At 74.4% G+C, this 15,864-nt stretch carries 14 protein-coding genes; 1 reads left to right on the forward strand and 13 read right to left on the reverse strand.

Annotated features, from left to right (window positions below):
* Nucleotides 1-174 precede the first annotated feature (174 nt).
* The 12 genes from ADK60_RS39550 to ADK60_RS39600 all read right to left on the reverse strand — a co-directional run bounded on the left by ADK60_RS39550 (nt 175) and on the right by ADK60_RS39600 (nt 12,791).
* Complete coding sequence (locus tag ADK60_RS39550; protein WP_053651770.1) at nt 175-1,401, reverse strand: radical SAM protein; 1,227 nt, start codon at nt 1,399-1,401, stop codon at nt 175-177.
* The gene (locus ADK60_RS39555) at nt 1,398-2,438 is read right to left on the reverse strand and encodes a DUF6895 family protein (RefSeq protein ID WP_053651772.1); all 1,041 of its coding nucleotides are present in this window, start codon (nt 2,436-2,438) and stop codon (nt 1,398-1,400) included. The genes ADK60_RS39550 and ADK60_RS39555 overlap by 4 nt, the downstream gene beginning before the upstream one ends.
* Nucleotides 2,344-3,678 (reverse strand): glycosyltransferase, encoded by a 1,335-nt coding sequence (locus ADK60_RS39560; RefSeq protein WP_063783412.1) that lies wholly within the window; start codon nt 3,676-3,678, stop codon nt 2,344-2,346. Before ADK60_RS39560 ends, ADK60_RS39555 begins: the two co-directional genes overlap by 95 nt.
* 230 nt (nt 3,679-3,908) lie before the next feature.
* Nucleotides 3,909-4,040 (reverse strand): hypothetical protein, encoded by a 132-nt coding sequence (locus ADK60_RS47970; protein ID WP_255360214.1) that lies wholly within the window; start codon nt 4,038-4,040, stop codon nt 3,909-3,911.
* A 220-nt stretch (nt 4,041-4,260) separates the two neighbouring features.
* Nucleotides 4,261-6,105, reverse strand: a complete 1,845-nt coding sequence (locus tag ADK60_RS39565) for an AfsR/SARP family transcriptional regulator (protein WP_053651774.1) — start codon at nt 6,103-6,105, stop codon at nt 4,261-4,263.
* Between the two features lies 1 nt (nt 6,106).
* Entirely contained in the window at nt 6,107-6,667 is a 561-nt protein-coding gene (locus ADK60_RS47340; protein ID WP_234371481.1) for a helix-turn-helix domain-containing protein, read from the reverse strand.
* Between the two features lie 121 nt (nt 6,668-6,788).
* A complete protein-coding gene (locus tag ADK60_RS39575) occupies nt 6,789-7,109 on the reverse strand; it encodes a hypothetical protein (RefSeq protein ID WP_053651776.1) in 321 nt (106 codons plus the stop codon).
* Nucleotides 7,110-7,363: 254 nt separating this feature from the next.
* A complete protein-coding gene (locus tag ADK60_RS39580; protein WP_030395698.1) occupies nt 7,364-8,275 on the reverse strand; it encodes a LysR family transcriptional regulator in 912 nt (303 codons plus the stop codon).
* Nucleotides 8,276-8,580: 305 nt separating this feature from the next.
* Nucleotides 8,581-9,774: a glycine C-acetyltransferase gene (locus tag ADK60_RS39585; RefSeq protein WP_045939907.1), complete on the reverse strand. Its 1,194-nt coding sequence runs from the start codon at nt 9,772-9,774 to the stop codon at nt 8,581-8,583.
* A gap of 38 nt (nt 9,775-9,812) precedes the next feature.
* Nucleotides 9,813-10,841: an L-threonine 3-dehydrogenase gene (tdh, locus tag ADK60_RS39590; protein ID WP_045939906.1), complete on the reverse strand. Its 1,029-nt coding sequence runs from the start codon at nt 10,839-10,841 to the stop codon at nt 9,813-9,815.
* 370 nt (nt 10,842-11,211) lie between these two features.
* Nucleotides 11,212-11,868 (reverse strand): hypothetical protein, encoded by a 657-nt coding sequence (locus ADK60_RS39595; RefSeq protein WP_053651777.1) that lies wholly within the window; start codon nt 11,866-11,868, stop codon nt 11,212-11,214.
* Nucleotides 11,865-12,791: an ATP-binding cassette domain-containing protein gene (locus ADK60_RS39600; protein WP_107094835.1), complete on the reverse strand. Its 927-nt coding sequence runs from the start codon at nt 12,789-12,791 to the stop codon at nt 11,865-11,867. Before ADK60_RS39600 ends, ADK60_RS39595 begins: the two co-directional genes overlap by 4 nt.
* Before the next feature lie 262 nt (nt 12,792-13,053).
* On the opposite strand from ADK60_RS39600, the gene ADK60_RS39605 reads away from it, so the two are divergent.
* Nucleotides 13,054-14,535, forward strand: coding sequence for a serine hydrolase domain-containing protein (locus tag ADK60_RS39605; RefSeq protein ID WP_079009077.1), 1,482 nt, complete (start codon nt 13,054-13,056; stop codon nt 14,533-14,535).
* Between the two features lie 105 nt (nt 14,536-14,640).
* Here the strand turns inward: ADK60_RS39605 and ADK60_RS39610 are convergent, their stop codons facing one another.
* Nucleotides 14,641-15,702 (reverse strand): ATP-dependent DNA ligase, encoded by a 1,062-nt coding sequence (locus tag ADK60_RS39610; protein ID WP_053651796.1) that lies wholly within the window; start codon nt 15,700-15,702, stop codon nt 14,641-14,643.
* Nucleotides 15,703-15,864 lie beyond the last annotated feature (162 nt).

The following is a 15,864-nucleotide window of genomic DNA, read 5'->3' on the forward strand; positions in this document are numbered from 1 at the left end:
GGTCCCCGCGGCGGGCGTCGGTCCCGGGCCCGCCCCCGCGCCGGGGGGGGACCCCGGGCCCGCGGCCGGGGCCGGGCGCGGGGGCGGGACCGGGCTCGACGCCGGGCGCGGGGACGGGACCGGGGTTGACGCCGGGGGCGGGGACGGGACCGGTGCGGAGGCCGGGTGTCGTGCTCACAGGCGCCCCGTCTCGTCCAGGTAGTCGAGCAGCGCGGCGTCGACCGTGTCGTGGAACGCGGCAAGCGTGCGCCGGTCCTCGTCGCGCCGGTAGAGGTCCTCGCAGCCGACCCAGCGGTCCCGGGTGAGGGCGCCCGGCAGGTAGCCGCCCGAGACGGTGCCGACCTCCCAGTCCGGTTTGCCCGCCGTCTCCCAGCAACTGGCGAGGGTGCCGTCGGCGCTCACCACCGCGCCGTACCGGCCGTCCCCGTGCCCGCAGGTGGCGCACGGCCGGTGGGCCTGCGGGCGGGTCACCCCGAAACCGAGGTCGAGGGCGCGGCGCTGCCAGCGGGTGAAGCGCGCGGAGAGGTCGCGGGTGTGCCGGAGGTCGTTGCCGTAACCCACACCGACATCGCCCACCTGGGCGAAGTAGAGGGTGCAGCGGGCCGGGTCGAGCGCGGCGGCGAGCCGGTCGAGCAGGCTGTCGACGCCCCGGTAGGTCTCCTGCGAGACGTTGACCCGGAAGATCCAGCGCAGCGGGGAGACCTCGGAGGCGCGGGCGAGGTTGCCGACGATGGTGTCGAAGGTGCCGCCGCCCTCGGAGCGGCGGATCCGGATCCGGTCGTGGTCCGGGCGGTCGCCGTCGAAGGTGACCTGGACGGAGCGCAGGCCCCGGTCGGCGAGTCCGGTGGCGAGTGCCGGGGTGAGCAGGGTCGCGTTGGAGATCATCCAGGCGGAGGCGAGGCCGTGGTCGGCGGCCCGTTCGAGGAGTTCCAGGCAGCCGCGCGGGTTGAGCAGCGGCTCGCCGCCGAACAGCAGGATGCGGAGCTTCGCCAGCTCGGCGGCGGCCATCTGCCGGTCGGTGAAGTCGAGGATCTCGGTGATGGTCCGCGAGGTCAGCCGCTTGCGGGCGATCCGGGGCGGGCGGCTGCCGCCGACGCTGTCCTGGCCGGTGTTCTGGAAGCAGTAGCCGCAGCCGAGGTTGCAGTGGGTGCTGGTCAGCACGGTCAGGGCGTAGCTGCGCGGGGCCGGGGCGGTCAGCAGGCCGTTTTCGCGCAGGCTGCGTTCGGTGCCGGGGCGCAGGGTACCGCCCTCGGTCAACTGGCCGGGGCGCAGCCGGGCGAGGCCGCCGCCCGGGCCGAGGAACCACCAGTTGCGCTCGCCCTGGAGGAGGCGGGCGCCGGTGGCGGTGACCGGCGTCGGGGTGGTCGGGCTCGTCGAGCTGGTCGGGCTGGACTGGCTCATCGGGCACCGCCCAGGGCCGGGGCGGCGGACTCCGTCGGCGGACGTTCACCGGCCGTGCCCGCGCGCCCGCGCAGAAGGATCACCGTCGCCAGGGCCACCACCAGCGTGGACTGGTAGGACTTCCGGAAGAAGTGGACGGCGCTCGCGTCGGCCGGCACCCGCTCGGTGGCGGAGCGGCCGGGGAAGGCCCCCTCCGGCGACTGGGCCTCGGCGAGCAGGCGCAGAGCGGCCGCACCCGAGGGCGTGGTCAGCGGGTCGAGGCCGAGGCAGTGCTGCGCGAGGACGAGCTTGCCCGTGAGGTCCCACTCGCCGCGCCGGACGGACTCCTCGGTGAGACGCTCGACCCGGTCGCGGGCGTGGGCGAGATCGGCCTCGCCGAGGCCCGGGTCCCGGAAGCCGAAGTCGGACAGGTGGAAGACGGTGTGGGTCACATTGCACACGTCGAGTTCGGCCAGCGGCCGCCCGTCGGTGTGCCCGGCCAGCCGGCTGATCCGGTACAGCTCCGGGTAGTCGAGCAACTGGTGCGGCACCTCGGCAAGTTCGGCGTAGTAGCGGGTCTCCAGGTGCAGGAAGGGCGACTTGCGGCGCGGCGTCAGGAGGTCACCCGCCACCCCTTCGGCGAGGGCCGCCCGGTGCGGGCCGTCGACGTCGAGGCCGGCCGGGGCGAGCGCGCCGTACATCAGCTGGAACTGCCGGGCGTAGCGCGGCTCGACGGTGAGCAGGGGCGGGTGGGCGGGACTGCGCCAGACCTGCTCGACGGTCGCGGCGACGGCGGCCAGGTCGGGATCCTCGGGCCGCGTTCGGGCGGGGGGCGCCGGGTACTCGGCCCCGGTGGCCCCGGCCGCCCCGGTGGCCTTCGCCCAGCAGCGGTACAGCAGGGCGAGTTGCAGCAGCGCCTTGACCCGTGGGGTCACCGGCAGTTCGGCCCGGCCCGCCGGCTCGTCAAGAAAGCCGCAGTGCCGACCGATCCACCGCCGCGCGCCCGCCGAGAGGCTCTCCACGGCCGCGAGGTCCGGGGCGGCTGATCGAGTACCCATGGTTCTCCCTTGAGGTTGCGGGCTGCCGGTCGGACGTGCGGGCGGTCTGCTCGACGAGGTCGGCGGCGCGGCGCGGGCCGTCCGCGGCGGCGTCGGCGAGCCGTTGGCCGAGGCGGTGGGCGTGGGAGCGCAGCCGGTCGTCCCGCCAGGCCGCGTCCACCAGCCCGGCCTGGTCGGGCTCCCCCGTGCGCGGGAGGTGGACAGCGGCGCCGGCCCGCAGCAGCGCACCGGCGAGGACGGGCTGTTCGGAGCCGTTGGGGGTGACGCCGAGCGGGCGGCCGCGCAGCAGGGCGCCGAGCACGGGCGCCGAGGTTCCGGCGGTCAGCACCAGCCCGGCCCGGTCGACGAGCGGCCCCAGCCAGGGCTTGCGGACGAGCAGGATGTCGGCGCCCGGGGCGGGGCACGGCTCGGCCGTGCGGCCCTGCTCGACGACGGCCTGGTAACGGCCGCCGGTGAAGGTCGCGTTGAGACGGGGCCACGGGCTGCCGCCACCGAAGAAGCGGCCCAGGTGCACATAGACGACCGGCTTGCCGCTGCGCGCCAACGCGGCGTCGACGGCGGCGAGTTCGGTCTGGTCGGCGGCCGGCTCCCAGGACAGCGGGCCGACCTGGTGCACCCGCGGGGGCAACTCCGCTCCCGGGTACTCCAGTTCGGGGTCGCCGCGAAGCAGGAGCGCGTCACCCAGCAGCGGGGACTCGTCCGGGCCGCCGGCGGTGGCGGCCGCGGTGGCGGCCGCGACCTTCGCCCGCGACCGGCGGGACGGCCGGGCGGCGAGGCCGGCCTCCTCCCGGGTGGCCTCGTAGAGCGCCAGCGTCTCCAGGGTCCGGTTCCCCCGGGTGCGGCCGTACTGCGGCTCGCCCTCGCCCCCGGAGCGGTAGGTCCACAGGTGGATCGAGAACCCGATCACGACCACCGGGACGTCCAGCGTCTCGCCGGCGAGCAGTGCGCCGTTGCACAGCACGGAGGTCACCAGCAGGTCGGCGCGGGCCTGCCGGGCGGCACGCACGGTCGCCCGGTACTGCGCGAGGCCCATGACGCCCCAGCGGGCGGCGGAGAAGGCCCGCTCGCCGCCGAACTCCTCCGCCGCCGCGAACGGCAGACCGGCCTCGGCCGCGAACGGTGCGGCGCCGGCGCGGCCCAGCACCGACACCCGGTGGCCGCGGAGCCGCAGTTCGCGCCCGACGGCGAGCGCCGGGTAGAGGTAGCCGCCGTCACTGAGCGGGCAGAGCAGGATGTTCACGGGGCCTCCGGGCCAGGGGCTGCGATCGGGGCGCGGCGGTCGGGCAACGGTGATCGGGTTGCGGCTATCGGGGAGTAGCCATCGGGAAGCGGCGATCGGGGTGGGACCGGCCGAACGGGCCACCCGGCCGCCGGCGGCTCGGGCCGGGGCCGGATGACCCGCTCGGGCGTCATGCCGCCACGAGGTCACCAGGTCATGACGTCATGACTGGACGACCGGATACGGCAATCTCACATCGCCGAACTGTTGTTGATCACACAGATGTCGTCGACGACACCGTCGTCCTCGACATCGATGCCGTGCGCCACGACGTCGACCTCGTCCTCGGCCTCGGTCGGCTCCGGGTTGATGGAGTCACTCATGCTGACCTCCCTCTGCAGTGCGGCGTCCGCTACGCCGGCCCGGGAGAAACGTAGGGATCCCCGGTATGACGGCGATTAGGCGGCGGTTCGATTTCGGTATGACGGTTGGTCATATACCGTTCTGCTCCTGCTTCCTGGCCCTTCATGTCCGGCTCTTCGCTGCCGGCTCCGCGCTCCCGGAGCCCCCGCTCCCGGCTCCCGCGCCGTACGCCCGGCTCGCTCAGTGGTGGTGGACCGGCACCCGGTCGGCGGTCCGTCCGGCGCGCTCCCGGGCGTACGCGTACAGCAGCGCCGGCATCTCGTACCGCACGGTGTGCGCGAGCCCCTCCGCGCCGGCGACGGTGAGCAGGCTGGCCTCCAGGAGGTCCTCCAGCACCCGCACAGCCGTCCCCGGGTCGCAGTCCAGCACCGCGGCCGCCCGGTCCAGAGCGAACACCGGCCGGGCCAGCAGGCCGAGCCGCAGCAACGCCCAGTGCGCGGCCTCCGGCAGCTCGGCGACCGACTCGGCCAGGCGCACCCGCACCAGCGGGTCGCCCCCGCACAGCTCGTCCAGCAGCGCCCGGCCACCGCTCAGCCGCGCGCCGTACTCGCCGAGCGGGACGTGCCGCAGGAACGCCAACCGGTCGGCGACCAGCCGGACCCCGAGCGGCAGCAGCCCGGTCGCCCGGACGATCCGGGCGGCGGACTCCCGGTCCGCGTCGACCCGTTCGGCGCCGATCGTCCGGCCGAGGAACTCCACCGCCTCGTCCGCCGTGAAGGGCGGCAGCCAGACCCGGTGGGCGCCCTCCAGGCCGATCAGCCGGGGCCGGGCGGTGACCACGACCGCGCTCTCCCCCGCCTCCGGCAGCAGCGGCCGCACCTCGGACTCGCGGCGGGCGTCGTCGACGACCACCAGCGCGCGACGCCCGGTCAGCCACAGCTGCCAGGCCCAGCGCGGGTCGGCGGACTCCGCGACGGGCGGCGCACCGGCCGTCCCGTCCCGTTCACCGCAGGCGGTGGCGGCCAGCAGCTGGCGCAGGACGTCCTCCAGCGGGCGGGGGCGGCCGTCCTCCCCGCGCAGCCGGACGAACAGCCGGCCGTCCGGGAAGTGGTCGGCCAACCGGTGCGCGGTGTGGACGGCGAGCGCGGTCTTGCCCGCGCCGAGCGGTCCGGTCACCACCGCCAGCCGGCCGGCGCCGCCGGTGAGCACCTCGGTCAGCCGGCACACGGGGGCCGCGCGGCCGGTGAACGCGGGCGGGTCGGTGGGCAGCAGGTTCGGCGCCACCGCCCGGTGCGGGCGCGGAGGCGGCGGCCGCAGCTCGGCGGGAGGCGCGGGGTGCGGCCGGACGGGGGCGGCCTCGCACAGCAGCGAACGGTAGAAGCGCGCCAGGGCCGGGCTCGGCGGCAGGCCGAGTTCATGGGCCAGCACCTGCCGCAGCTCGTCGTAGACGGCGAGCGCCTCGGAGCGGCGCCCGGCCTGGCACAGGGCGGTCATCTGCAGCATCCGCAGCCGTTCGCGCAGCGGGTGCCGCTGCGCGGTCTCGGTGGCCCGCTCGATCGCCTCCGCCCCGCGCCCGGCGGCGAGTTCGGCGTCCAGCCAGTCCTCGAACACGCCGAGGAAGCGGCGGTCGAGGCGCTGCGCGGCACCGTCGATCAGCGGGACGTCCCGGAACCCGTCGAGCGCCGAGCCGCGCCACAGCTCCAGCGCCTCGGTGAGTGCCCCGGCCCTGGCCCGCTGTTCGAAGCGGAGCGCGTCGAGCTCCCCCTCGGCGGTGTGCAGGACGTAGCCGCCGGCCCGGTGGCTGATCCGGGTGACCCCGGGGCCGAGGCCGGGGCCGGAGTCCGGGCCGGACTCGGGACCGGCCAGTCGGCGCAGCCCCGAGACGTACACCTGGAGGTTCTTGCGGGCGGTGCGCGGCGGCGCGTCGTCCCACAGCGCCTCGACCAGGGAGTCGGCCGACACCCGGGTATTCGCGTGGGACAGCAGCGCCGCCAGGAGAATCTGTTGTTTCCGTGATCCCGGATCGACGGCCCGGCCGTTCTCCAGCACGTGCAGCGGCCCGAGAATCCCGAATCTGACCGCCATCTCACGCCAACTTGATGACGAAGGAATGCCCTTCCACCTCGGCGTCCGAAACAGCGTCGAGCCGCTGTTTCACGGAATTGAGGACAGCGACCTCGTCCTCGCTGAGCCGGGACAGCACGTCCCGTTGCTCCAGTGTCAGCAGGTCGACCGGGTTGCCCGCCTGCCGGAGGGCGGCGAGGGCGTCGAATGTCATGGTCCCCTCCTTCTCGGATGCCAGATCATCATCACCGCCGTCCGGGATGCCGTCCATGAGACCTTTGGGCCAGAAACCGCCTTCGGCGGGGGAGGACGCGAGAATCAGTGCGAGCAGTCCGGCCTGCAGTCTTGACCGGAGTCCCAGTTTCGCCAGAATGGCGGTGACGAACCGTTTGACGGTGCGCTCACTGATATTGAGTTCGTAGGCTATCGAGCGATTGTCGTACCCGAGGCCCAACAGCTGCAGCACGGTGCGCTCCCGGGGCGTCAGCTCCCGGGTCAGCGGCAGCGCCGCCGCCGGCGGTAGCGGCACCCCCGGCGCGCGTGGCACTCCGCACGCCGGACACACCGGATCTCCACCACCCATCGACGGGATCCCCCCTCCGGCGGCACACCACTGCGGTGCCCTCATGCTGACGCTCCCGTCGGACACCGGCAAGAGGTCGAACGTGCCCGGATGATGCCAACATCACGCCCGGGAGCGGCGGTCAGGTCTCGTCGAACGGCTCGTCGCTCCACCGGAACCAGGCGCGCCCGCCGTCGACGTGCAGCAGGAACTCCGCGACCGGCCCCGCCGGCGCCACCAGCGACAGCGCACCCGCGATCCGCTCGTAGCTCACGTCGAACCGCTCGTACTCCTCCGCGTCGAGCAGCGCCAACGACTCCTCGAACCACGGCTGCACCGCACCGAAAGCCGCCGTCGGCACGAACCGCCCGTGCAGCCACGGGAAGTCCGCCTCGTCGATCACGATCTCACCGAGCAGCTCCCCGGCCCGCACCAGCCGCCAGCTCTCCCCCAGGAATCCCACCTTGCACCACCTGTCCTGTCGTCGATCGGCCGTCGGCCGTTGACCGTCGGCCGCCATTCATCGTTCATCGTCCGTCGCCGGTAACCCATCGCCCATTGCCCGTCCCGGTTCATGCTTCGCGGCCCGTGGGCCGTGGGCGATGGCCCACGGCCCACCCGGGCCCGCACCTGCAGCCGCTCCTCGCACTTTGCAAAGTGCACTTTGCAAAGTGCGGAGGGCTGCCCGCGCGGGCCAGGGGGTGGGCCAGGGGTGGGTCAGAGGGTGGCCGGAGCCACTTCGGCGAGGGCGTCGAGGACCGGGCGGATGAGCGGGTGACCGTCGGCGCCGGCGCGGACGGCGGCGAAGACCCGGCGGGTGGCGAGGGCACTGTCGACGGGGCGGACGGCGACCCGGGCCAGGTCGACGCCGAGAAGGGCCGAACGCGGGACCAGGGCCACACCGGCACCGGCCGAGGCGAGGGCGACGACGGCGCGGAAGTCGTCGGAGGAGTGCACCAGGCGCGGCTGGAAACCGGCGTGCTCGCAGGCCAGCAGCACCACGTCGTGGCACGGGTTGCCCGGGTAGGGGCCGATCCACGGTTCGTCGCCGAGGTCGGCCATCGCGACCGGGCCCTCGGCGGCGGCCAGCGGGTGGGCGAGCGGGAGAACGGCCTCGAAGGGCTCGGCGTAGAGCGGGACGCGGGTGAGCCGGGCGTCGTCGGCACGCGGGGCGCCGCGGTACTCGACGGCCACGGCGAGGTCGGCGCGACCGTCGAGCAGCATCGGCAGGCTGGCGTCGCCCTCGGCGTCGAGCACCTTGAGCCGGACGCCGGGGGCACGGGTGGCGAGGGTGCCGATGGCGGGCGCGAGGACGAGGGAGATTCCGGTGGCGAAGGAGGCCACGGTGACTTCGCCGGAGACGCCGGCGCTGTAGGCGGCGAGGTCGGCCTCGGCCCGTTCGAGCTGGGCGAGGACGGCGTCGGCGTGGCCGAGCAGGATCTCCCCGGCCGCCGTGAGCCGCACGCCTCGGCCCTCGCGGGCGAGCAGGTGGTGGCCGGTCTCCTGCTCCAGGGCGGCCAGTTGTTGTGAGACCGCGGAGGGGGTGAGGTAGAGCGCGGCCGCCGCGGCGGTCACCGTCCGGTGGTCCGCCACCGCTCGCAGGGTCCGCAGCCGTCTCGCGTCGATCACAGACCAATTCTGCCAGCGTCGGTGGGGCTGCCGGGGCGGGGGTGACGAACCGGTCGGGAAACCGCGAACGGGAGTGGGAAGTCGGTCGGGCCGACTTCCCACTCCCGCGGCGGGAGGGTGGGGCAGGTGGTCTTGGTGCTGTGCGGTGTCGGCGGGGCCGGCCCCGCCGACATCGCACAGCGGTTCGGGAGCCCGTGGCACGTCCGGTTCCGAGCGGACGTGCCACGGGCGATCGAGGGGGAACCGGCCCGCCAGGGGCCGTTCCCGGCGGCCGACGCAGAGCGGCGGTCGCGGCGGTGCGGGGGCTACTCCCCCAGCGCGGCGCGCGCGTCCACGAAGGCGGCGACGGCGCGCTCGACGTCCTCGGTGGTGTGCGCGGCGGAGAGCTGGACCCGGATCCGGGCCTGGCCGTGCGGGACGACCGGGTACGAGAAGCCGATCACGTACACGCCGCGCTCCAGCAGCAGCTCGGCGAGCCGGCCGGCCTTCGCCGCGTCGCCGATCATCACCGGCGCGATCGGGTGGTCACCCGGCAGGATCTCGAAGCCCGCCTCGGTCATCTTCGAACGGAACAGCGCGGTGTTCGCCGCCAGCCGCTCCCGCAGCTCGTTCGAGCTCTCGACGAGGTCGAGGACCTTCAGCGAGGCGGCCGCGATGACCGGCGCGAGCGAGTTCGAGAACAGGTACGGGCGCGACCGCTGGCGCAGCAGCGCGACGATCTCCCGACGCGCGGCGACGTAGCCGCCGGAGGCGCCGCCGAGCGCCTTGCCGAGGGTGCCGGTGATGATGTCGACCCGGTCCATGACGCCGTGCAGCTCCGGCGTGCCGCGCCCGCCCGCGCCGACGAAGCCGACGGCGTGCGAGTCGTCGACCATGACCATGGCGTTGTAGCGGTCGGCGAGGTCGCAGATCTCGCGCAGCGGGGCGACGTAGCCGTCCATCGAGAAGACGCCGTCGGTGACGATCAGGCGGCGGCGGGCGTCCTGGCTCTCCTTGAGCTGCTGCTCCAGGTCGGCGAGGTCGCGGTTGGCGTAGCGGTGGCGGCGGGCCTTGCACAGGCGGATGCCGTCGATGATGCTCGCGTGGTTGAGGGCGTCGGAGATGACGGCGTCGCGCTCGTCGAGCAGGGTCTCGAAGACGCCGCCGTTGGCGTCGAAGCAGGACGAGTAGAGGATCGTGTCCTCCTGGCCGAGGAACGCGGAGAGGCGGTCCTCCAGCTGCTTGTGCACGTCCTGGGTGCCGCAGATGAAGCGGACGGACGCCATGCCGTAGCCCCAGCGGTCGAGCGCGTCCTTGGCGGCGTCGAGCACCTCGGGGTGGTCGGCGAGGCCGAGGTAGTTGTTGGCGCAGAAGTTGAGGACCTCGCCCGGGGTGCCACCGGCGGTGACGGTGACGGCGGCGCTCTGCGGGCTGCCGATGACGCGCTCCGGCTTGAAGAGGCCGGCCTCACGGATCTCGTCGAGGGTGGCGGCGACCTCGTCGCGCACGTTGTCGAACACAGCTGCTCCTAATCGGATCGTCGGATCGGCGAGGGTGCTCAGGCGGTCCAGTCGAGGATGACCTTGCCGCAGCGGCCGCCGGCCGCCTCGTCGAAGGCGGCCTCGAAGTCGGTGGCGGCGTACCGACCGGTGATCACGGGGCTGAGGTCGAGACCGCCCTCCAGGAGGACGGACATCGCGTACCAGGTCTCGAACATCTCGCGGCCGTAGATGCCCTTGATGGTGAGCATCGAGGTGACGACGGAGGCCCAGTCGATCGGGAACTGCTCGGCGGGCAGGCCCAGCATGGCGATCTTCCCGCCGTGGGTCATGTTGGCGATCATCGACTGCATCGCCTCGGGCCGGCCGGACATCTCCAGGCCGACGTCGAAGCCCTCGCGCAGGCCGAGCTTCTGCTGGCCCTCCTCGATGGTGTGCTCGGCGACGTTGAGCGCCAGCGTGACGCCCACCTTCCGGGCGAGGTCGAGGCGGTACGGGGAGACGTCGGTGATCATGACGTTGCGGGCGCCGGCGTGCTTGGCGACGGCGGCGGCCATGATGCCGATCGGGCCGGCACCGGTGACCAGCACGTCCTCGCCGACCATCGGGAAGGACAGCGCGGTGTGCACGGCGTTGCCGAACGGGTCGAAGATCGCGGCGACGTCGAGGTCGACGGGGACCCGGTGCACCCAGACGTTGGAGGCGGGCAGCGCGACGTACTCGGCGAAGGCGCCGTCGCGGTTGACGCCGAGGCCGACGGTGTTGCGGCAGAGGTGGCGGCGGCCGGCCAGGCAGTTGCGGCACTTGCCGCAGACCAGGTGGCCCTCGCCGCTGACCAGGTCGCCGACGGCGATGTCCGCGACGCCGGCACCGAGCTCGGCGACCTCGCCGACGAACTCGTGGCCCAGCACCAGCGGGGTCCTGATCGCCTGCTGCGCCCAGCCGTCCCACTTGCGGATGTGCAGATCGGTGCCGCAGATGCCGGTGCGCAGCACCTTGATGAGCACCTCGCCGGGGCCGATCGCCGGGGTGGGGACGTCCATCAGCCAGAGTCCCGGCTCGGCCTTCTGCTTGACGAGTGCCTTCACGGCGGTGGCTCCTGACGCACGGTGGGGCGGCCTGGTGTGGGCAGGCCGACGAGGCCCGGCGGTGGCGGCCCCCGGGAGGGCCGGAGGGTGGTGACGGGGCCGGGGTCCTGGTGTCGGTCCTGGCGTCCGTAATCCGGGCAGGCAGAAATCTGCCTGGTCGGAGGGGGTGCGGTCCATCGAGGAATTCTTAAGGGCCGCGACAGCTGGGCTGAACGATCGTGCCCGAGCTGCGCCCGGCGCCCGTCGCGGCGTGCCGGTCGGCACCCCGACGGCGGAGCGCGCGGGGCGCGTACGGGGCGCGCGGAGCACCCGCTCGGCGGTCCCTCGGACGGCGCGGCGGTCCCTCGGACGGCGCGGCGGTCCGGGCCGGTCAGTCCCGCCGGACCGCGAGGGCGTGGGCCGCCACCGCTGCGGCCCCGAGCAGGGCGGCCGCGAGCGCGAGCAGCAGACCGGTGGAGCCGACCAGGTCCGCCGACCGGTGGTGGCCGGAGAGCCGGGTGAGCAGGAGGTTCACGGGCGGCAGGCCCTTGCCGAGGGTCAGCACGAGCAGCAGCGCGAGGGCGAGCAGCAGTCCGTGCCCCTGTCGCCGGACCACCGGCCGGGCGGTGAGCAGGCCGACGGCGGCGCCGGTGCAGGCGCAGGTGAGCTGGGCCTCGGCGCCCAGGAGCAGGTCGGCGGCGGTGGGGCTGTGGTTGCCGACGAGGAGCGGCAGGACCAGGCCGAGGACGGTGAGGGGCAGGCAGACCGCCAGCGCGGTGAGGAGGGTCCCGGTGGCCAGGCGCCGGTGGCCGCCGGTGGCGGCCGTCAGCACCGCCCGGTGGGACGGGTCGTCGAGCCCGGCGAGCGCCGTGGTGAGCCAGGTGGCGGCGAGCAGCATCGCCAGGCCGGAGGCCGCGTGGGTGGCGGTGAGCGGGCCGGTGTCGTTGCTGGTGAGCACGGTGACGAGGGCGGTGAACAGGAGCAGCGGGGGGAGGTAGCGCTGGGAGAGCAGCAGGGTGGTGAGCCGGTAGCGGACGAGGGCGGTCATCGGGCGGTGGTCCTCGGGGTGGGTGCGGTGGCCGGTTCGGGTGCGGTGTCCGGTTCGGGCGCGGCGGCCGGTTCGGGTGCGGGCCTGGTGACGGCCAGTACGGACCAGTGGTCGCGGAGTGCGGCGAGCAGCACGGCGTCGGTCCTGGACCGGTCCACCCGCAGGTGGAGTTCGGCCCCGCGGCGCTCGGCGGCGAGGACCCCGGGGAGGTCGGGGACACCGGCGCGGCCGGCCTCGTCGGCACCGCCGGGGCGGCTGAGGACGACCACTGCGGGCGGGACCGCAGCGCCCGGGTCGGGGTCGGCACGGCGGGTGACCCGGGCGCCCGCGACGGTGTGCACGGCGGTGGCGTGCGTCCGGGCGAGGGCCTCGCGGTGGTCCGTGAACGCCACCGCCCCGCCGGCTGCGGCCACTTCGGCGAGGATCCCGGCGAGCACGGTGTGGGCGGAGGCGTCGAGGCCGGACCACGGTTCGTCGAGGACGAGCAGGTCGGGCGGCACGAGGAGGGCCTGGGCGAGCGCGACCTTCTGGGCGTTGCCCTTGGAGAGGGTGCGCAGTTCGGCGTCCGGGCCGCCGACGAGGGCGAGCCGGTCCAGGAGGCGGCCGGCGCGGGCCCGGGCGGTGGCGGTGGGCAGGCCGCGGATGCGGCCGAGGTGGGTGAGGTAGGCGATGGCGGTGAGGCGTTCGTGGGCGGTGAAGCGGTCGGGGACGTAGCCGACGGCGGCCCCTCGGGCGGTGGCCGGTCCGGTGCGGCGGCCGGTGGTGGGGCGGGCGAGGCCGGCGAGGATCCGTAGCAGGGTGGATTTGCCGGAGCCGTTGGCGCCGACGACGGCGAGGATGTCGCCGGGCGCGAGGGTCAGTTCGACGTCGCGCAGGATCCAGCGGCCCCGTCCGTAGCGTTTGCCTACGGCTTCGCAGTGCAGCAGCACTTCGGTGTTCCCCTCCGTCGGTCGGGCGGTGGGCACGCTACGCGGCGGGCGGTAGGGGGCGGGTATGGTGCGGGCCGCGGTGGTGGTGGCGCGACCGGGGCCGGGCCGGGTGGCTGACGGGTGGGTCCGTTCGGGCCAGCGGGCGGCCGCAGGGCGCGCGCTGGCGGTGACCGGCGCATACGGTGGCGATCGCTCCCCCTTGCGGGCCCGTGGAGCGGTGCTCCGGGTCCGTCCGGCCCAGAGAGGCGCCTCGACGATGACGAATCACGACCGCGACCGCGACCGCGTGCCGAAGCGCGACCGCGTGCCGAAGAGTGTGACGACGGCCCGAGCCACGACCCCACGCCGCCCGGGTGCGGCCCGCGCGGCCGCGGCCCGGCCCGCCCCGGCTGCAGTTGCGCTGGCGCTGGCCGGGCTGCTGGCCTCCGCCGGGTGTTCGGGCGGCGCGTCCAGCGGCTCGCCGGCGGCCGGGGCGGTGACGGCCGTCCCGGCGGCGCTCAGCCCCTCGGCCTCGGCTTCGGGCCCGAGCGCGAGCGCGACCCTGCTCAGCCCCTCGCCGACCACCCCCACCGCGCCCTCGGGCACCTCGGCGGGCCCGACCTCGCTGCCGCTGACGCCGGACGTGACGGCCCGGCTGGACACCGCGGTGCAGCGGGTGCTGACGGAGGCCTCGGTGCCGGGGGTGATCGTCAACCTGTCGACGCCGCAGGGCGAGTACCTGAAGGCTTTCGGCGTCTCCGACAAGGTCTCGGGCACGGCGATGGTGACCGGGCTCAACATGAGGATCGGCAGCGAGACGAAGACCTTCACCGTCACCGGTCTGCTGCGGCTGGTGGACCAGGGCAAGGCGGGGCTGGACGACCCGATCGGCAAGTACGTGTCGGGCGTGCCGAACGGTGACACGATCACCCTGCGCCAGCTGGCCGACATGCGCAGCGGCCTGTTCTCGTACACCCAGGACGAGGACTTCGTGGCGGCGCTCCAGGCGGATCCGCAACGCTCGTTCACGCCGGACCAGTTGCTCGCTTACGCGTTCAAGCACCCGGTGAACTTCGCGCCGGGGACGGGGTTCGACTACTCCAACACCAATACGGTGCTGATCGGGAAGGTGATCGAGAAGCTGGGCGGGCGGCCGCTCGGGGACTTCCTGAAGAAGGAGGTGTTCGACCCTGCGGACCTGGGCCGGACGGTGTTCCCGACGACGAACGCGTTCCCGCAGCCGCACGCCCGCGGCTACACCAACCAGACGGCGGACGGGACGATCGCGGACGCCACCGACTGGAACCCGTCCTGGGGTTGGGCGGCGGGGGCGATGATCTCGGACCAGGCGGACATGAAGAAGTGGGCCAAGGTGCTGGCCACCGGCACGCTGCTGACCCCGCAGACGCAGGCGCAGCGGCTCCAGCCGCAGCCCTCGGCGGTGCCGGACTCCTGGTACGGGCTGGGGGTGTTCTACAACCACGGGTGGATCGGGCACAACGGCTCGCTGCCGGGGTACCAGACGGTGGCGGTGTATCTGCCGTCCGCGCAGGCCTCGTTGGTGGTGCTGCTGAACACCGACATCACCTACAAGGGTTCGGCGCCGTCGACGCTGTTCGCGAAGGCGATCACGGAGGTCGTCTCGCCCGGGAACGTCTACGACCTGCCGTCGGCCCCGGCGAGCGGGGACGAGCCTTCGGCGACGGGCGACGCGTCGGTGTCGACCTCGGTGACGCCGCCGGTGCCGTCGGCGGCGTGACCGGGCCCGCATGACCGGACGCGCATGACCGGACGCGCGTGAGCGGGTCCCACGGGACCGGGTCCGCGCGGCCGGGCGGGACGGCGCGGGTGCTCGGGGCGGCGGTCAGCCTCCGAGCACCTGCGCCAGGTCGTAGGAGACCGGCTCCTCCAACTGCTCGTAGGTGCAGCTCTCCGGCGTGCGGTCCGGGCGCCAGCGGCGGAACTGCGCGGTGTGCCGGAAGCGGGTGCCCTCCATGTGGTCGTAGGCGACCTCGACGACGCGTTCGGGGCGCAGCGGCACCCAGGAGAGGTCCTTCTTCCCGGTCCAGCGGCTCTGTGCCCCGGGGAGTCTGGCGTCGGCGTGGGCGGCCTCGTCGGCCCAGGCCCCCCAGGGGTGGCCGGCGAGGTCGGTGGTGCGCAACGGCGCGAGTTCCTCGGCGAGTTCGTGGCGGCGGGCCATGGTGAAGGCGGCGCAGACGCCGACGTGCTGGAGGCGGCCCTCGGCGTCGTTGATCCCGAGCAGCAGGGAGCCGACGACGGGTCCGCTCTTGTGCTCGCGGTAGCCGGCGACCACGCAGTCGGCGGTGCGCTCGTGCTTGATCTTGTACATGGCACGTTCGCCGGGCCGGTAGGGCTGGTCGAGCGGTTTGGCGACGATGCCGTCCAGTCCGGCGCCCTCGTACTGGGCGAACCAGGTTTCGGCGAGGTCGCGGTCGGTCGCGGCGGGGGCGGTGAAGACGGGGTCGGCGGCGTCGGCGAGGGCCGTTTCGAGGGCGGCGCGGCGGGCCGCGAGCGGCTGGTCGAGCAGGGACTCGTCGCCGAGGGCGAGCAGGTCGAAGGCGACTAAGGAGGCGGGGGTGCGTTCGGCGAGCAGTTCGACCCGGCTGGCGGCGGGGTGGATGCGTTCGAGGAGTTCCTCGAACCGCAGCCGGCCGTCGCGGGCGATGACCACTTCGCCGTCGAGGACGCAGCGCGGGGGTGTTTCGCGGCGCAGGGCCGTGACGAGTTCGGGGAAGTAGCGGGTGAGGGGTTTGCCGGTGCGGCTGCCGATCTCGATCTCGTCGCCGTCGCGGAAGACGATGGCGCGGAAGCCGTCCCATTTGGCCTCGTACTGCATGCCGGGCGGGATCTTGGCGACGGACTTGGCGAGCATCGGGGCGACGGGCGGCATCACGGGCAGGTCCATGCTTCCGATCCTCGCGCCGTCGCGGTCCGGACGCGCGGCGGCACGCGGGGCCAGCGGCGCGCGGGCCCGGCGCGCGGGCACCACGGCCCCCCGGGTCGCCACGGCCGCCACCGCCGCCACGGCCGCCCAGGTCAGGACAGGCGCGGCGGGCGGCGCGCGCTT

The organism is Streptomyces sp. XY431 (genome assembly GCF_001279805.1).
In the GTDB taxonomy this organism is placed as follows: domain Bacteria; phylum Actinomycetota; class Actinomycetes; order Streptomycetales; family Streptomycetaceae; genus Kitasatospora; species Kitasatospora purpeofusca.